Source organism: Paraburkholderia caledonica (assembly GCF_000383275.1).
GTDB classification, from domain to species: Bacteria; Pseudomonadota; Gammaproteobacteria; order Burkholderiales; family Burkholderiaceae; genus Paraburkholderia; species Paraburkholderia caledonica.
Genome location: NZ_KB911035.1, coordinates 675,079 through 691,911, shown reverse-complemented (window position 1 = coordinate 691,911; position 16,833 = coordinate 675,079). Strand labels below are relative to the sequence as shown.

At 60.0% G+C, this 16,833-nt stretch carries 16 protein-coding genes; 7 read left to right on the top strand and 9 right to left on the bottom strand.

Annotated features, from left to right (window positions below; translation table 11 throughout):
- Nucleotides 1-70: 70 nt before the first annotated feature.
- Nucleotides 71-1,831, top strand: a complete 1,761-nt coding sequence (locus H281_RS0109260; RefSeq protein WP_020066823.1) for an MOSC and FAD-binding oxidoreductase domain-containing protein — start codon at nucleotides 71-73, stop codon at nucleotides 1,829-1,831.
- 44 nt (nucleotides 1,832-1,875) lie between these two features.
- Here the strand turns inward: H281_RS0109260 and H281_RS0109255 are convergent, their stop codons facing one another.
- Together H281_RS0109255 and H281_RS0109250 are read right to left on the bottom strand one after the other, a co-directional pair.
- The gene (locus H281_RS0109255; protein ID WP_020066822.1) at nucleotides 1,876-2,220 is read right to left on the bottom strand and encodes a DUF4148 domain-containing protein; all 345 of its coding nucleotides are present in this window, start codon (nucleotides 2,218-2,220) and stop codon (nucleotides 1,876-1,878) included.
- Nucleotides 2,221-2,321: 101 nt separating this feature from the next.
- Complete coding sequence (locus tag H281_RS0109250; RefSeq protein ID WP_020066821.1) at nucleotides 2,322-2,831, bottom strand: DoxX family protein; 510 nt, start codon at nucleotides 2,829-2,831, stop codon at nucleotides 2,322-2,324.
- Between the two features lie 307 nt (nucleotides 2,832-3,138).
- Here H281_RS0109250 and H281_RS0109245 point away from each other — a divergent pair, with 307 nt between their 5' ends.
- The 3 genes from H281_RS0109245 (at nucleotide 3,139) to H281_RS0109235 (ending at nucleotide 5,397) form a co-directional block, all read left to right on the top strand.
- Nucleotides 3,139-3,723, top strand: a complete 585-nt coding sequence (locus H281_RS0109245; protein ID WP_020066820.1) for a sigma-70 family RNA polymerase sigma factor — start codon at nucleotides 3,139-3,141, stop codon at nucleotides 3,721-3,723.
- On the top strand, nucleotides 3,720-4,364 hold the full coding sequence (locus H281_RS0109240) for a DUF1109 domain-containing protein (protein ID WP_020066819.1): 645 nt from the start codon (nucleotides 3,720-3,722) through the stop codon (nucleotides 4,362-4,364). Before H281_RS0109245 ends, H281_RS0109240 begins: the two co-directional genes overlap by 4 nt.
- Nucleotides 4,365-4,524: 160 nt before the next feature.
- On the top strand, nucleotides 4,525-5,397 hold the full coding sequence (locus H281_RS0109235; RefSeq protein ID WP_020066818.1) for an alpha/beta fold hydrolase: 873 nt from the start codon (nucleotides 4,525-4,527) through the stop codon (nucleotides 5,395-5,397).
- Nucleotides 5,398-5,514: 117 nt separating this feature from the next.
- Here the strand turns inward: H281_RS0109235 and H281_RS0109230 are convergent, their stop codons facing one another.
- The 6 genes from H281_RS0109230 to H281_RS0109205 form a co-directional block, all read right to left on the bottom strand.
- Nucleotides 5,515-6,099, bottom strand: coding sequence for a CGNR zinc finger domain-containing protein (locus tag H281_RS0109230; protein ID WP_020066817.1), 585 nt, complete (start codon nucleotides 6,097-6,099; stop codon nucleotides 5,515-5,517).
- A gap of 115 nt (nucleotides 6,100-6,214) precedes the next feature.
- Nucleotides 6,215-7,480 (bottom strand): MFS transporter, encoded by a 1,266-nt coding sequence (locus tag H281_RS0109225; protein WP_241077850.1) that lies wholly within the window; start codon nucleotides 7,478-7,480, stop codon nucleotides 6,215-6,217.
- A gap of 99 nt (nucleotides 7,481-7,579) precedes the next feature.
- Nucleotides 7,580-8,146: a hypothetical protein gene (locus H281_RS0109220; RefSeq protein ID WP_020066815.1), complete on the bottom strand. Its 567-nt coding sequence runs from the start codon at nucleotides 8,144-8,146 to the stop codon at nucleotides 7,580-7,582.
- A gap of 23 nt (nucleotides 8,147-8,169) precedes the next feature.
- A complete protein-coding gene (locus tag H281_RS0109215; RefSeq protein WP_020066814.1) occupies nucleotides 8,170-8,745 on the bottom strand; it encodes a hypothetical protein in 576 nt (191 codons plus the stop codon).
- Between the two features lie 376 nt (nucleotides 8,746-9,121).
- Nucleotides 9,122-10,498 (bottom strand): sigma-54-dependent transcriptional regulator, encoded by a 1,377-nt coding sequence (locus tag H281_RS0109210; protein WP_020066813.1) that lies wholly within the window; start codon nucleotides 10,496-10,498, stop codon nucleotides 9,122-9,124.
- Nucleotides 10,480-12,018, bottom strand: a complete 1,539-nt coding sequence (locus H281_RS0109205; protein ID WP_020066812.1) for a sensor histidine kinase — start codon at nucleotides 12,016-12,018, stop codon at nucleotides 10,480-10,482. Before H281_RS0109205 ends, H281_RS0109210 begins: the two co-directional genes overlap by 19 nt.
- A gap of 376 nt (nucleotides 12,019-12,394) precedes the next feature.
- Here H281_RS0109205 and H281_RS0109200 point away from each other — a divergent pair, with 376 nt between their 5' ends.
- Nucleotides 12,395-13,837 (top strand): sensor domain-containing diguanylate cyclase, encoded by a 1,443-nt coding sequence (locus tag H281_RS0109200; protein WP_123282649.1) that lies wholly within the window; start codon nucleotides 12,395-12,397, stop codon nucleotides 13,835-13,837.
- A gap of 16 nt (nucleotides 13,838-13,853) precedes the next feature.
- Here H281_RS0109200 and H281_RS0109195 read toward each other — a convergent pair whose 3' ends face one another.
- Nucleotides 13,854-14,588, bottom strand: a complete 735-nt coding sequence (locus H281_RS0109195; RefSeq protein ID WP_020066810.1) for a response regulator transcription factor — start codon at nucleotides 14,586-14,588, stop codon at nucleotides 13,854-13,856.
- A 584-nt stretch (nucleotides 14,589-15,172) separates the two neighbouring features.
- On the opposite strand from H281_RS0109195, the gene H281_RS0109190 reads away from it, so the two are divergent.
- Entirely contained in the window at nucleotides 15,173-15,850 is a 678-nt protein-coding gene (locus tag H281_RS0109190) for a type 1 glutamine amidotransferase domain-containing protein (protein ID WP_020066809.1), read from the top strand.
- Nucleotides 15,851-15,890: 40 nt separating this feature from the next.
- Nucleotides 15,891-16,730, top strand: coding sequence for an enoyl-CoA hydratase/isomerase family protein (locus tag H281_RS0109185; protein WP_020066808.1), 840 nt, complete (start codon nucleotides 15,891-15,893; stop codon nucleotides 16,728-16,730).
- Nucleotides 16,731-16,833: the final 103 nt, after the last annotated feature.

The window sequence follows — 16,833 nt, the reverse complement described above, 5'->3', positions numbered from 1 at the left end:
GTCTTGGACGAAGCCGGACAGCGATCGCGGCGCGGCCCAGTCGCGAACTCGCCCAACTGCGGAGCAAATAATGGCTCGACTGCTATCGGTGAATGTTGGACTTCCGCGAGACATCGAATGGAAAGGCCGTACTGTTTACACCGGCATCTGGAAGAGTCCCGTGCAAGGTCGTTGCTGGGCGGCACGGTTGAATCTGGCGGGCGACGGTCAAGGTGACCTGGCCGGGCACGGTGGTGAACAGCGCGCCGTCTTCGTCTATCAGACCGATTCGTACCGTCACTGGCAGCAGGAGTTGAACAGGTCCGACTTCGTGCACGGACAGTTTGGCGAGAACTTCACGGTCGAAGGACTGCCCGACGCGCTCGTGTGCGTTGGCGACAGATATCGAATCGGCAACGCGCTGTTCGAGGTGACGCAACCGCGCGTAACCTGCTATCGCGTTGGCATCCGAATGAACGAGCCGCGAATGCCGGCGTTGCTCACATCGAGTGGAAGACCTGGGTTCTATTTGCGCGTCGTGCAAGAGGGCGAAGTGGGCGCGGGCGATGAGATAGTGAAAGTCGGCGAGGCAGAAGAGCAAATGACCGTCGCGCAGATCAATGCGCTGCTCTATTCGCCGGATCACCCGCTGGACCTGCTCGAACGCGCGTTGCGAATCAAAGCGCTGTCGCCGGGATGGCGTTCCTCGTTCGAGGCGTTACTTCAAAGCCGCACGACCGGCGCGGAGAGTGGGAACGCCGGGCTAGCGCCCGCGGCGGCGCGCCACGCGGTTCAGCCTGGATTCCGGCCGCTCACGGTGGCCGCGATCGACGAGGAATCCGCAGACGTTGTGTCGTTCACGCTGAAAAGTGCGGACGGTCAACTGCAACCGGCCTTGCCTGGCCAGTATCTCGTGTTGCGTCTTCAACCGACCGCGGACGGCCCGCCGCTATTTCGCAGCTACTCGCTCTCGGGCCCGCTGTCCGCAGAAAGCTACCGGATAAGCGTGAAAATCGAGCCCAACGGCTTGGCTGGAGCCTGGTTGCGCAGCCATGTGCACGCAGGCGACACACTCGATGTCAGTTCGCCCCGTGGTAGCTTCGTCCTGCAGCCTGGAGACGGCCCGATAGTACTGCTCAGCGCAGGAATCGGCGCAACGCCTGTTCTGGCTATGCTGCACGCGCTGTCGTCGCAACAGTCGACGCGGCAGGTCTTGTGGCTGCATACCGCGCGTGATCGACAGCATCATCCATTTGCCGTGGAAGCGCGGCGCCTTATGCTCGCGCTCGCGCATGGACGCAGCTACGTTTCGTATAGCGCGGCAGGACCGAATGACCGGCTCGGCGAAGATTTCGACGCGACCGGGCGACTGTCGCAACAAATCCTCAGCGAGGTTGGCGTTTTTCGCGACGCAGATGTCTATTTGTGCGGACCGGCGCCTTTCATGGCCGACATGAAGAAAGCGCTGGCCGCGTTGGAGATTGCACCGGAGCGGATTCATGCAGAGACTTTCAACGGCGGAGAGTCGTTGAATCCTGGTATCGTCGATTCGCAGAAACGAACGCCGCATCGCCCCATAAACGAGGCCAGCACCGGTCCGCTGGTCTCGTTCGCGCGCAGTGGCATTGCTGCGCGCTGGAACGGCTCGACTTATCAAAGCATTCTGGAGTTAGCCGAGGCATGCGATGTGCCCGTTAGATGGTCGTGCCGCACTGGCGTCTGTCACAACTGCGAGAGCGGACTGGTCTCCGGTTCCATCAGCTACGATCCCGATCCGCTCGACCCACCGGCACGCGGGAACGTGTTGATTTGCTGCTGCAAACCGCAGGACGACGTGGTGATCGACATTTGAATGACCCAGTGCGGTTGATGTGTTTGCAGTCACTAACACTGCTGCTAACTGCCGAAATACGGGTTGCAGAATCCGGGCGGCCCGACGCATTCATCGCTGGATTTGCTCTTGTCCATTGGCGCTTCGCGCTTATGACCCGCGTCGCTCGCACTCGAAGGCGCGGGGCCTTTTCCGCTATGCAGCATCTTCATCTGTTCGACTTGATGCTGATAAATTGGGCTCACGTCGGGATACGACGCATCGGTCACGAAGTTCAAGCCATTGTCTTGCGCGTCAATAAGTTCTCGGCGCACCTCGGCGCGGGTTTTCTCCTGCGCCGATGCATGGCCGATTGAAAAGAATGAAGCGGCGGTGAACGCGAAGGCAAGACAAAGATGTTTGATATTCACTTGGTACTCCTATGCGGGATAAGGATTGAAACAGAGCACGTGCAGATAGCTTTCAGATAGAGGTGGGCGAGATCAGCTTCCCGGCTTCGCTCGGGTGTCGATCATGCTGCGGTATCGACGCGAGCCTTCGGCCACGGAAGCAGGTTGTCGATGGAGAGCGGACCCGCGCCCCGAAACACCAGCGCGGCGAGGCACGCAAGATAGAGCAGGTCGGTCTCGTACCCGGGCGGGCCGAATTGTGGACCAGAAGACGTGACCGCCATCAGCTTGATCGATGTAAAACCGAATGGCAGGTGTACGGTGAAAACTGCGACAAGCAGCACTGCCACCATCGGTATGGTGACGAGAGGCACGAATGCACCGACCAGAATCGCAAAGCCGCCTAACAGTTCGATTGCAATCGTGGCCCATGCCATGAAGTGCGGAGCCGGCACATTGAGCGCGTGAAGAATCGCCGCGAAGTTTTCTGGATGTTTGGCAATCTTCGCGTAGCCATGCGCAATGAAGCCGTAGCCCACGATTAAACGCAGCGGTAGCTGGGACCAGCGCGCGAGGCGCGCGGCAAGCCGCGTAGGGCTGATAACCCCGGATATCAAACGGATGATGGACATGCTCAAAGCCCTTTTCTCGGAACGGTAAGAAGTAGTCGTGCCGGCTTCCCGTGAAGCGAGGCAAGTTGCGACTGCTATCCGGTAAGTCGCGAGAAACGGAGGTGTGGTTACAGCGTTCCGGCAATTCGTGGGTTATCAATGACGCCGGCTCGCGAGTCGCTGCCAGCGCGTCAGGGCGTACAGATATTTTTTGAGGATGCTGTAACTATCGGGCGCCTTCCGCCGACTTAACAGTTATGAGGTGTGGCGGGCGCAGCATCGCCCGCATGAAATTTTTAATTGAGCAAGGGACGATGGATAAGTGTCTGTGATCGCGCCCGATGAAACGACCCATCGCGCGGCTGCGAATGGAGTGGAAGAACGATTGAAAGCTTTGCTACACCGGGCGATCGACGGCGATGCGACGGCGTATGCGTCGTTTCTGCGAATACTTTCTGGTTATCTGCGCGGCATGCTGAGACGACGCTTACGCGCCTACGAGGACGACGTCGAAGACGTGCTTCAGGAAGTGTTATTCGCACTTCACAACGGGCTGCACACCTATCGGAATCAGGTGCCGTTGACCGCATGGGCGTCCGCCATTGTTCGCCATAAGGTAGCGGATTTTTTGCGGGCTCGTGCCCATCGCGAGGCGCTGCACGATCCGATTGTCGACGATGCAGAACTGTTCGCAGTGTCCGAAACCGAATCGCTCGATGCGCGGCGCGACATCGGCAGCCTGCTCGAACGGTTGCCCGAGCGTCAGCGTGCGCCTATCGAGCATGTCCGGCTACATGGCATGTCGGTAGCAGAAACCGCGAAGTTGACCGGGCTTTCGGAAGCCGCAGTCAAGGTCGGCATTCATCGTGGCATCAAGGCGCTGTCGCGCCTGATTCGAGGATCGGCAACATGAACACAGATCAGGTCATTTCACTTCTCGCGGCGGGCCTCGTACCTCAAAGCCGGCGCGCCGTGCTCAACCGTTTCTGTATTGCATTGACTATCGGCGTGCTGGCGGCACTCGCAGCGGTCGTCGTCAGCCGCGGGGTGCAGCCTGACCTTGCCGCGCTTTTCGCCAGGCCCTTGTTCTGGGGCAAGCTCGCGTTTCCTCTGTTGACCGCAGCCGCCGCCATTCTTGTCGCCGCGCGGCTGTCGATTCCCGGTTTGTCGCCGGGACGCGCGTGGTTTTTACTCGCCTTGCCATATGCGGCGGTGTGGGCGGCAGCGATTGCCGGGCTGGCGGCGGCTCCTGCTGCGGACCGCGTGGCGCTCCTATTCGGCCATACATGGAGACAGTGTCCTCTCCTGATCGCGTTGTTGTCGGTGCCTTGCTACCTTGCATTGTCGTGGGCGATGCGGGGGCTCGCGCCTACGCGGCTGCGGTTGACCGGTGCAGCCACTGGTCTGCTGTCCGGAGCGCTTGCCACGCTCGCTTATGTGCTTCGCTGTCCCGAGATGAGTGTGCCGTTCTGGGCGGCCTGGTATTCGATCGGGATGGCGATTCCGGCCCTCGCCGGTTATCTCCTCGCGCGCGTGTCGCTTCGCTGGAGTTGAGCGTGTAGGGCCGCCCCGCCGGATTGTCCAGGGCAACGATCCACACACAGATCGGGTAACCGTTAAAAACGACTTTGAAAAGTTACGAAAGACGTCTACGATAGAGGCCACAACTCGCAGCGTAGTCGGCTCGATCCTGCGTCTCTACTGGAGGTTTTTCATGTCTAACGGCAACAACATTCCATCGGTATCGATCAAGCGTGTCGAGGCGGATGGCATCGATATGTTCTATCGGGAAGCAGGCGGGAAAGACGCACCGGTGGTCCTGCTTCTCCACGGTTTTCCCTCGTCGTCCCACATGTATCGCGATCTGATTCCACGACTCGCCGACCGCTATAGGGTCATCGCGCCAGACTTACCTGGCTTCGGCTTTACGAACGTTCCTGCCTCGCGTCATTACAAATACACGTTCGATGCGCTGGCGGAGACAGTGGCGGCCTTTGTCGACAAGCTCGAACTTACGAGCTACGCGATTTACGTGTTCGACTATGGCGCGCCGACAGGTTTTCGTCTCGCAGTGAAGTACCCGGACCGCGTGCGTGCACTCATTTCGCAAAACGGCAACGCGTACGAAGAGGGTTTGGGCGACGCATGGGCGCCGATCAGAAAGTATTGGGCCGAACCTTCGGCGGCCAACCGGCAAGTGGTTCACGACGCGGTGTTGAACTACGAAGGAACCAGGTTTCAGTATGTGCACGGCGTATCGAATCCGGACTCGATCGCACCTGAGTCCTACACACTCGATGCAGCGCTGCTGGAGCGTCCAGGCCAAAAGGATATCCAGCTGGATCTTTTCCTGGACTACGCGTCGAATGTGAAGATGTACCCGACTTTCCAGAAGTTCTTCCGCGACGCAAAACCGCCTACGCTGGTTATCTGGGGCAAGCACGATCCGTTCTTTATTCCGCCTGGCGCTCAGGCGTTTCGCCGCGACATCCCGCAAGCAACGGTGACGATGCTCGATACCGGACACTTCGCACTTGAAACGCACGCGCAAGAGATTGCTTCGGCGATCAGGGAGTTACTTGGCTAACTTGCTTGATTCACGGTGCGTCGTCATCGCTTCGACTGAGCGCAGTCGAAGCGAACGAGCGGCAGCCTTTGGCTGTGAAGGCCAGGGCAGGCGGAATGTACTTGCTCGCTGAGCGCTTTACTCAAGCTCCGCATTGTCTTTCTGACGCTGGCGAAATTGCGCGACCTTGTGACGGTTCCCGCAAAGGGCCATGCTGCACCACCTTCTACGATGCGCTTTGGTCCTGTCGTAGAACCATAGTACGCAATCGTCTGCCTCGCACTTGCGCACCAGATCGAAGTCGCCCGTCGCGATCAGCTCCGCAGCAGCTCGGGCTACGGGTGCCAAAAGCTGTTCGGGTGTGTCCATATCAAAGTGATCTTTGACTTCCAACTCGCCGTTGCTTGCCCGCGCCAGTTGCACGGTGTATCTGCCGTGCATTAGAAACGAGTTGAGCGCACCTATATCAATGTTCTTGCCAAGTTTGCGCTGCGTAAGCAGTTTCCGGATCATTTCTCTCAACGCCCGCGCTCTCTCTGCCAGGACGTCACGCGGAAAGGCTCGCGGGCCCCGCTCACCGAGATAGCCCATTCTCTGCAGCCAGGCTATCACGTCTTTATTGGTCGACAGGTACTCCACCGGCCCGTCATCACCTTGCGCGAGGGTGTTGAGAAAATCCAGCGCAGGGTTGTCGGCGAGTATCAGGAATTCTTGTGCGGGCATCAGGCGTTCTCCGGTAACCTGATCCAAATTGTAACCGTTGAAATTGCGTATAACAAGTTATGACGGGTTTGTGCAAAACCACAATTGCCAGAAAAAGCACTTACTCTCTGTGCAATCAGTTGCGAGCGGAGATCAATTCTGACGGCCGCGCGTCTGGAGCAGCTTCGGCATCGTCGGCGGGTCGTGTCTCTGGCATGAACACCGCGAAAAAGACGAGCGCAAACACGCTGATTGCAGCCAGAGTGAGGAACCCCGAGGCGAAGCCGAACTTCTCGACGACATAGCCGCCCGTCACATTGCTGAGTGCCGCCCCTATTCCGACCGCAAGCGCCATCAGACCCTGAGCAAGATTGAACCGACCCGTTCCGCGCATCACGTCGGACGCGATAACCACGCCGATCACACCGAAGATACCCGCAGCAATCCCGTCGAGTAACTGGATCAGAACCACCGCATACGGGCTGCTGGTCATAGAAAAGAGCACACCCCGCACCGGCAGCACAGCCAATGCAACGAGGAATATGCTCTTGCGTCCAATTCCCCTGCGTAGCGCGCGACCCACACCCGCCGCGACCGCGACCATGACGAGTTGCGCCGCGATTACGCACGCGCTCAGTGCAATGACGTCCATTCCCGGATGCACTTTAGCGATGACCTGGCCCGCAAGCGGCAGCATGGCCGCGTTGCCGAAGTGAAAGAGCATCACGGAGACAATGAACACCTTCAGGTCACGCTTCTTCCATAGCGCCGAGAAGCTGAGCGGGTTGTGGCGCGTGGTCTCATTTGAAGTGCTGTCGGCACCGCGTGCAAGCTCATGGTCAATTTCTTTCGGGTTGATCAGCAGGACCACGAGGGCACTCGCTATTGCAAACGCGCATACGAGGTAGAACAGCCATTTAACGCCGACATACTGTCCAAGCCCGCCCGCCAGAATTGCAGCCGTGAAGTTCCCTGCGTGGTTGAACCCTTCGTTTCGGCTGATCCGTGCGGGCATGAGACGGTGACCAACCACGCCAAGGCTCAGCGCGGCAAGGCAGGGAGGAATGATTGCGGACGCTGCGCCAAGCGTGATCTGCGCGGCGAGCACGGTGGGCAGCTTCGGAAAAAACGCGATCAGAATACATCCGGCTGCCACCAGCAAACCCGATATCGCGATCAGCAGCCGCTTCACGCGAACTGCGTCGACAATCAGGCCGGCGGGGATCTGGCAGATTGCCGCTGCAATACCGCTCGCGGCCATGACGAGGCCGATGTTCCCCGAGCTCCAATGCTGGGTACCCTTCAGATACACCGACAGGAAGGGCCCCAGACCGTCGCGAACATCGGCCATCAGGAAATTGAGCGCATCGAGACCGCGCAGGCTTCGGGACGATGGACGCACGGTTACTTCGCACTCCACTGATTGCTGTGCACGATCCGCGTTCACCATTTCCTCCCGTTACGGTGCGGTTCGATTTCGCTTGCCGCCATGAGTTCGCGATCAGTCCGCGTTCATCGAAGCGTCATCGTCATCGACCAGTTCCGCGATGTGCTCGACTTCGACGGTCTTTCCGTACCGGTTCTTCACTGCGTGACCCCACACCTGTATGTGCGCGCCAGGGGCGAGGTAACCGGACAGTTCGTCTGCGGCGTGCGGAGCCATCCGCAGGGAAGTGCCGTCGCTCAGCAATGCACCGCGCAGTTCTCCTTTCGGCCCATAAAGCGAGAGCTTTACTTCGCCACTTAACTCGATGGGGCGCGTGTTCGCATGTGGCTTCTCGTGCTTTTTGCCATGACCGTGCGGGCCTTCGTCGACAATCTCAACGCCTGTTGCCGACGTCAATTGAACAGCAGCGACGATATCGGCGGCGCGCGGCTTGACTCCGCGCACGCGAACCTTGTCGCCCACGCTGATGTGTTTGACGATCTGACCGGACAGATGCGGCGGGAAATGCACCTGTCTGCCGTTGCCGAGAATGAGGCCGTCCAGTTCTCCATGTGAATTCAGCAGAAACTGGCTGACGGTGCCGCGGGTTTCCTGCAGGCAAGTTGGGTCGATCCAATGCATGGTGTAGCTCCAGTGAAGATTAATTAGTTGCGCGTGTCGCTATACAACTGCGTGACGTTGCCAGGCGCGCCGAAGGCGGTAGCCTGCAACGCTTCGCCGTATTGATTGCGCGTTCCGTAGCCGCTCGCGGCAACCACCACATCCGGTCGCATCAGATTCGCAAACTGTTGCGCCACGGGCGGCGGCATCCTGATGATGGTGCCGTTGGCGAGCATCACGCCGTCGGGCTCTCCGTGGGGCGCCGTCATGACCCGCGCAACAGGACCCTTGACGCTGAGCTTCACAAGACCCGCGCCGCGTAGTGCGGGCGGCATTGGCGTTGCGCCGATCGGCGGCGGCTGATCGACGATCTGCTGCGACGTCCGTTCATTCGTGATCTGCTGCGCTGAGACGTCGCCCGCGCCATTGGACACGCCGGCAATCCGAACCGGATCGCCTTGATGCACGACGCTTACCAGTTGCGCACCCATATGCGGCGGGAAGCGGACCAGCGAGCCGTCATGCAGAACGAAGCCATCGACATCGCCTTCAGGATTAATCACAAAGCGGCTTACCGTACCGCTCGCGACTCGTACCTGTTGCTGATCTGTCGGAAGCACGGGTGCACGTGCCGGTGGAGGAGGGGCGTCAGGTGCTGCGATTGCCGGCGCAGGCATGCCCGCGACCGGTGGTGATGGAGGCGCGCCCGGGCCTTCGGCGGGCCGCGTTTGAGCAGCGCAAGCAATGGTGACGGCACCGAGCGAGAGTGCTACGGCCCGCGCAAGCTTCGCGATGGAGTGCGTGTGACTTGCGGGCGTAGCATGCAGGCAAGGTTGGATGGATTGGTTGACAGCCATGATGTTCTCCGATGAACGACACGGAGACTTTTGCAAAGGCTATGCCATGCAGCGCATCCCTTTAGAAAGGGGTTTCGCGCCCGATGCAGCAGGATATCTGTCCATGATCCAGACACATGGTGTCGGCTTGCTTGACACCTCACTCGATCTTGAGCGCGGCCAGCTTTGCATAGAGCGTCTGGCGGCTGATTCCGAGGCGCCGGGCTGCGTCCGCGCGGTTATTGCTCGCAAGCGTCAACGCGTGGGAGATCAACGCGCGCTCGAGTGTTTCCACTGCGTCGGGAAGCGTCATCTCGAGCAAGCCTGTACCCACTAGTGGCTCGCCAAGGTCCGGCTTGCCATTGAGAAAGCCGAGATCCTCCGCCGTGATCATCGCTCCCGGCGCGAGTGCGCCGGCGCGTTCCACTGCATTTCTCAGTTCACGCACGTTGCCGGGCCATGCGTAACCCACGAGCAGATGCTGCGCCGGCAGCGACAAACGCAGTTCGCGTGATCTCGCTTTCGCGACCTCAGCAAGGAAGTGTTCGGCTAGCGGAAGGATGTCCGCCAGCCGCTCGCGCAACGGAGGTAACGCGATTGGAATGATGTTCAGCCGGTAAAGCAGGTCTTCCCTGAATTCCCCCGCCTCGACCATGGTCTGCAAGTTCCTGTGCGTGGCGGCAACCAGCCTGATGTCGACGGGAATCACGCGATTGGAACCGAGCGGGGTGATCTGCCGCTCCTGGATTACCCGCAACAGTTTGGCCTGCATCGGCAATGGCATATCGCCGATTTCATCGAGCAACAAGGTTCCGCCGTCAGCCGCTGCGAAGCAGCCGGGCCGGTCCGCGGTTGCGCCCGTGAACGCACCTTTGACGTGACCAAACAATTCGCTTTCGAGGAGCTCCGCGGGAATCGCCGCGCAATTCACTGCGACGAACGGCTTGCCGCTGCGCCTCGACGCGTCATGAAGCACGCGCGCGGCGACTTCCTTTCCTGTTCCTGTTTCTCCGGTAAAGAGGACGGTTGCTTCGGACGATGCCGCGCGTCCGATCTGTTTCTGCACCTCGCGCAACGTCTCGCTCACTCCGAGTAGCCGGGGCTTCGCGCCCGCCGACTCTGCGCTGAACGGATGCGATGCGTTCGCGGCGGAATCAATCGTGCCCGTAGAGGCGATGATGCGCGCGAGTAGTGCCTGGATTGCCTGTCTACCGACCGGCTTGGTCAAGTGGTCGAACGCTCCCAGCGTCATCGCCCCAATCGTGTTATCGCTCGATGCGAAACCCGTGAGCATCACCACCGGCAACGCCTGTCCCTTTGCCGTTTTTCGAAGAGCGTCCAGCACTGCCAGGCCGTCCATGCCAGGCAGGCGGAAATCCAGGAACATGCAGGTGAATGGCGCGCCCGTGCTCTCGAGCATTTCCAGCGCCTGTTCGCCGGAGCGTGCCTCGTCCACGCTATGACCGAGGTCAACCAGCGTTTCGACGAGGCCTTCGCGAAAGCCGTTGTCGTCGTCGACTACGAGTATGTGTGCCATGGAACCTCAATGACGAAACACGCGCCGCTCTCCGTATCGGCTACGTACGCGCGGCCGCCATGCGCCGTAGCCACCTCTCTCGCCACTGCGAGCCCAAGTCCCGAGCCGTCGGGCCGACCCGTGACGAATGGTTCGAAAATGCGTTCGCGGTCGGCTAACGCCACTCCCGGGCCATTATCGACGACAGCAATTCGCATCAGGCTCGTATGACCGGTTTCGACGCGATTTGCGTTGACGGTGACGTTACCTCGCGGCGGCGCGTGCCGGATTGCATTCAGGATCAGATTATCGACTGCTCTTGCCATCTGTAAGGGATCGAACTTCGCCGGCGCGGCGTCGGCACCCGGCACCGACGGCGCACGGAGGTCGGCATTGACGCTGAGCGTCACGCCCTTGATTCTTGCCTGCTCCTGATGTGTCGCGGCCGTCGACGTCACCCACTGTGCGGCGTCGACTGTCTGCACCGCGAGGGTGACTGGCTGCGTCAAAGCCAGCAGACTCGTTACCTGGGTTTCTATGCGCTCCACCTGGCCGAGAGCCGACGTCAGCGATTGACGCGGTGTGTCTCCTCCATGGGCCAGAGCGTTTTCCAGCTTCAGCCTGACGGCCCCAAGCGGATTACGAATTTCATGCGCGACCTGTGCGGCCAGTTTGCCGAGAGAGGCAAACCGCTCGGCTTGCGATAACTTCTCGTGCAAGGCGGAGGCCTGGGCTTGCGATTCCCTCAGGCGCGCAGCGAAGACGTTGACAGCATTGACGATTTTGTCGAGGTCGGGCTCGCCTGGAGACGGAAGCTCGGAACACGACGCTGCCGTCCCGGACGATAAAGACTGCTCGAGCTGCGACAGGTTTTTCCGCCAACGGCGCAAGCCCAAACCCAGAATAAGAGCGAGAAGCAGAATGGCCGTTAGAACGACGACCAGCGATAGCATCAGCATGTGCCCATATTGCCCGAGAGGAGCTTGTGCCCTGGTCAGGGTCCATGCATAGAGCGCGGGGCTACCGGACACGGGACACGCAGAGGCGACGGTTGCGCCTTCTCCTGCGGGAACGGAATCAGAAACGGTCGCACCTGCCGACGCGGCCCGGTGCAGCGCGCGAAGTATCAGCGGTGTTTCTGCTTGCGGAATATCGCGCTTAACGCCAGTGCCTTCATATGTTGGGAATGAATAGGCAAGAAAGCCGTTCGCCGTTCGGGACGTGTCTTCAGAGCCATGAGATGGCCCCGCGGCGTCGTTCTTCCAGAAACCTCCTTCGATTTTCGGCGCCTGAATGAGGACGGTATCGAGTACCGCATGCATCAGGTCGGCATCGTAAGGATTGTTGGCGGCGAGGCGAGACAGCGAGTAACGAGACGCCACATGCTCGCAAGCCGCGATGGATTGTTGACTCGCAGCGGAAATCTGCCGGCTCTGGTCCGTCTGGAACAGCAGCCAGATTACGCCGGCGAGCAGTGTGCAGACCACGGCGATCAACGCCCAGAGAAGCACAAGCTGGTTGGCGAAAGAGATTCGTTTCATCGTGCGGTGCTCCGCTGCAGGAGGTTGAATCCAGCCCGCGATTCTAGACCGCGCGTTTTATCCAGCGTTCAACACGCCGCTGAACCACTGCTGTGCCAAACCTCCGCCGGCAAGATATGCTTGCGGCTGGATCCGGGACTTCATTTTTTACCGCCTTTGCCGTAAACCCGGTCATCGGCTAGCCACGACACTCCGGCAGTCCTCTGTTCCACGACAGAAACCCGCTTCACCGGGAGGCAATGTTACCGCGCGGGAGGAACATTTTTGAACCGAGTGTACTAACCAGAACGTTACAGTGTCCGTTTCTATTACCACCGGAAAACTAGCTGTTCTCGCAGGCCGGCATCCATTGATCGTCGGTGCGGTAGGGACTCTGATGGCATTAGGCGTGATGGCTATCAGCCTCGCCACGCTCCTCGCCTCCCGTGACGCCGCGATTCAGCATGCCCATGAGACGTCCCGGAATGTCACCGCGGTTCTAGCCACCAACATCGCTCGAACAATTGAAACGTCTGACAATTCGCTGCGCACGCTGATCGCCGCGCTCGACAAGCCTGCTATCCAGACCATGGATCGGAGCTTGCGCCACGAATTGCTGTTCGACCGGACCGCTGCCGAGTATGTCACCGGCACGGGAATTACCGATGATCGTGGTCGTGTAATCGACGGCTGCTGTTCCAGGTCTCACGTCTGGGACTTCAGCGACCGCGACTATTTCATTGCGCATCGCAAGTCCGCGGATGCCGGGCTTTATGTCTCGTCGGTGTATGCGGCGCGGTCGCGGAGGGGAGCCCAATCCATTGCGATGAGCAGAAGGATTAACCGTCCCGACGGGTCGTTCGGCGGAGTGGCGATTGTCGCGATCGACGTCGAATATTTCAGGCAGCTTCTTGCGAAACTGGACGTGGGGTCGCACGGTGTCGCCGCGATCGTTCGTACGGACGGCACGCTCGTGGCGAGGAATCCCCCTATCACGCAGGCCCGGTTGGTCAACGTAGGCAAGTCACCGGCCTTTCCGCGCATGGTGAATCATGACTCCGGGTTCTATAGTGCCCGGTCGATTTCTGACGGAGTACTACGTCTTTACACGTTTCAGCGTGTGCCCGGCACGCCGCTCATTGCCGTTGTCGCGCCAGCGGAAAGCGACGTTCTGGCCTCGTGGAAACGATTGTCATGGATAGTCGGAGTTTCCGCTTCGTCTGTGAGCGTTGCGTTTTGCACCGTGGTCTGGCTCCTCGCTTTTGCTCTGCGCGACCACGCGAATACGCAAGTGCTGCTTACGGAGCTAACGCAAACCGATCCACTGACAGGGCTCAAAAACCGGCGTGCGCTCGACAATGCGCTCGAAAACGAATGGGAACGACTGCAGCGCAGCGATGGTTCGTTGTCGCTATTGTTTGTCGATGCGGATCACTTCAAACAATACAACGACAGTCACGGTCACGCCCAAGGCGATATTGCGCTGAAACATCTCGCGGAATGTATCGATCGGCACGTGCGTCGTCGTGGCGATCTCGCCGCGCGATACGGCGGAGAGGAGTTCGTTGTCGTGCTGCCCAATACCGACGAAGCCGGAGCGTTCCAGATCGGTGAAGCTATACGTCGAGAAGTCGAACACCGGGAGCCGTCAGCGTCGTCCGAGGCGATTCCACCGTTCACGGTCAGCATTGGCTGCGCGACCGGTCGGCGGTCGCATCCGTCGTCATTGGAAGAATTGACGAGTTCCGCCGATCTGGCGCTGTACGCGGCCAAAAGACGGGGAAGGAATGTGGTCGTCTGCGCCGGCGATATCGTTGAACCGGCTCAGCCGCAGGTCTGATTGCCGTCCCGACACGCTAGATGCGACGACCGACGCCTGGGTTCTCGCCCGGCGCTCCCCGTGCAGTGGGCAGAAGAGCCGATGAATTGCCGCGCGTGGCTTCCATGCCGAGCGCCTCGGCCTTTCTGACAAGATCGGGCAAGTTGCGCGACGCCATCTTCTTCATGACCTGTCCGCGATGGATCTTCACGGTGATCTCGCTGAGATTCAACTCATACGCGATCTGCTTGTTCAACATGCCTGTGACGACCCGTTTCATTACTTCCCGCTCACGGACTGTCAATGACTCGAACGAGGAGATCACGCCGGCCAGTGCTCTATCGGAAGCTCGGCGCAAGGTATCGCGTTTCAGCGCATCCGCGATTGCGTCCACCATATCCTGCTCGCGAAAAGGCTTCTGAAAGAAGTCGAGCGCACCCGCCTTCATTGCTTTCACGCTCATTTCGATGTCGCCAAACGCGGTCATGAAAACGATCGGCATGCGAAGGCCGTATCGCGCGAGTTCCGTCTGAAACGTGAGACCGCTCGCGCCTCGAAGCCGGACGTCGAGGATAAGGCAGCTCGGCGCGTCGTGCTTCGGGAAGGCAAGAAAGTCTGCAGGCGAATCGAACGTCTCGACCCGCAGCCTGACAGAGCGAGCGAGGCTCTGCAGCGTGAAGCGAATGGACTCGTCATCGTCGACGACATACACCACCGGCGTCTCGTTTTCCGCTTTCGTACTGTTCAATGTGGACTGCGATCTGGGCACCATGTCTGCTCCTGCGGGAGTAGGCGACGCACGATCAATGGGCCGTTGAAAAACGGACTTGGCGAAGCTCCGTTCCGACGCGCCGGATGTAGGGGCGGCGTCGCTCGGGCCTCGGGCAGTTGCGTCCGGCGAACGAAGACCGATTCGATGGAAAGTGAGCGAGGGGAAAGACCATCGAAGCGGCCGCGTGGCCGATCCGGCCTGATGTTTGCGGGCCGGTTTCGCGATTGAAGCGCTGACGTCATGAGGGTTTGCGTCAGCGATGCGGCTAACTCTAGCAGACTTCCATGGGAAAAATCTGTCGAGTTGCAGCCGGGTACGTTGGCGATTGCCGACCAAACAGAATCGTTACAGGTCAATTGTTGCTACACGCCAAAGGGCAACATTCTGGTGCATTCGCAACAGCCGTTCCACCGAACGATGGCACGGCCGCAAGTCACCTGGTCAACGTAGCCCGTGGTGCGCGACCTTGTATAGATCACTATACGTTGGTATGCGCCAGCCGCCCCCGGCGCGACTTCCATGCCTATAGTTCCTGCACCACGCGACCGCGTGGCACGACGTCATATTCCAACGAGGGTGCGACCATGAAGATATTGATGGTGATGACTTCACATGACCAACTCGGCAACACCGGCAGAAAAACGGGTTTCTGGCTGGAGGAATTTGCAGCGCCTTATTTCACGTTTCTCGACGCGGGCGTCGATGTCACGGTGTGTTCACCGAAAGGCGGACAGCCGCCCATCGATCCGAAAAGCGACACGCCGGAAGGCAAGACCGAACTCACCCAACGCTTCAAGAGCGACCCCGCCGCACAGCGTGTGCTGGCTAACACCGCGAAGCTCGGCGACATGAAAGCCGACGACTACGACACGGTGTTCTATCCCGGCGGCCACGGACCTTTGTGGGATCTCGCTGAAGATCCGCAGTCGGTGGCGCTGATCGAGCGCTTCTACGACAGCGGTAAGCCTGTCGCCTTTGTCTGCCATTCGCCAGGTGTATTGCGTCATGTCAAGGCGAACGGCGAGCCGCTCGTTAAGGGTAAGCGCGTCTCCGGATTTACCAATTCGGAGGAAGAGGCGGTGCAGCTCACTCATGTCGTGCCTTTCCTCGTGGAAGACGAGTTGAAGCGCCTGGGCGGCCGCTTCGAGAAAGTCGACGACTGGCAGCCGCTGTCGATCATCGATGGACGGCTGATCACTGGACAGAATCCCGCCTCGTCGAAATCGGTTGCGCAGGACCTGTTGAAAGTGCTGCGCGGATAGCCCGCATCATCGAACCGATATAGCCTGCATGGAGAGCGTCATGACTCAGGATAGTCCCAACGCGCAGATCCGAATCGAACGTCCCAGCCCGTCCTACTGGCGTGTCATCTTCGACAATCCACCCTTCAACATCTTCGGGCCCGATACCACGCCCCAGCTCAACATGGTCGTCAGCGCGATTGAAGCGGACCCGCACGTGAAAGTGGTCGTGTTCGAGAGCGCGGTGCCCGGCTTCTTTCTCACGCACTACGACTTTGTGCCGCCGCTCGACGCGACCACGAGCATGCCGCCGGGACCAACGGGCATGCCGCCGCTGCCCGACATGCTGGTGCGGATCGGGCGGTCGTCTGTCATCTCGATCGCGAAGATTCGAGGGCGTGCGTCAGGTGTCGGCAGCGAACTCGCATTGGCGAGCGACATGCGCTTTGCCAGCAACGAGCACGCCTTGATGTCGCAGTGGGAAATCGGCGTAGCGCTTGTCCCCGGGGGCGGGCCGATGACGCGTCTTTCGCGGCTGATCGGCCGCGGGCGTGCGCTGGAGGTGCTGACGAGCGGCAACGACTTTCCCGGCGCGCTGGCCGAGCGCTATGGGTACGTCAATCGCTCGATGCCGGACAGCGAACTGGATACGTTCGTCGACGACCTCGCCACCCGTATCAGCCTGTTCGACAGGCAATCCCTTTCGGTCATCAAGCAGCACGTCAACGCGCAGACCCTGCCGCCTGACGCGAGCGTCGCGACAGAGTGGGACGCCTTCATCGCGTCGGTCGGTCGCCCGGTCGCGCAGGAGAAGATTGCTCAACTGATGGATCTCGGCTTGCAGAAGGTGACGGACGTGGAAGCGAGGCTCGCGGATTACACGGGCTCGCTCTGGCGTTAGCCGCCGGATCAGGCGACCCATTCGAGGGGCATTGCGCTCCTCGCGTGCTAGGCTACTTTTCGCTTCGCAGAGCGATACGTGTCCTTCGGGCAGGTATCGCCTT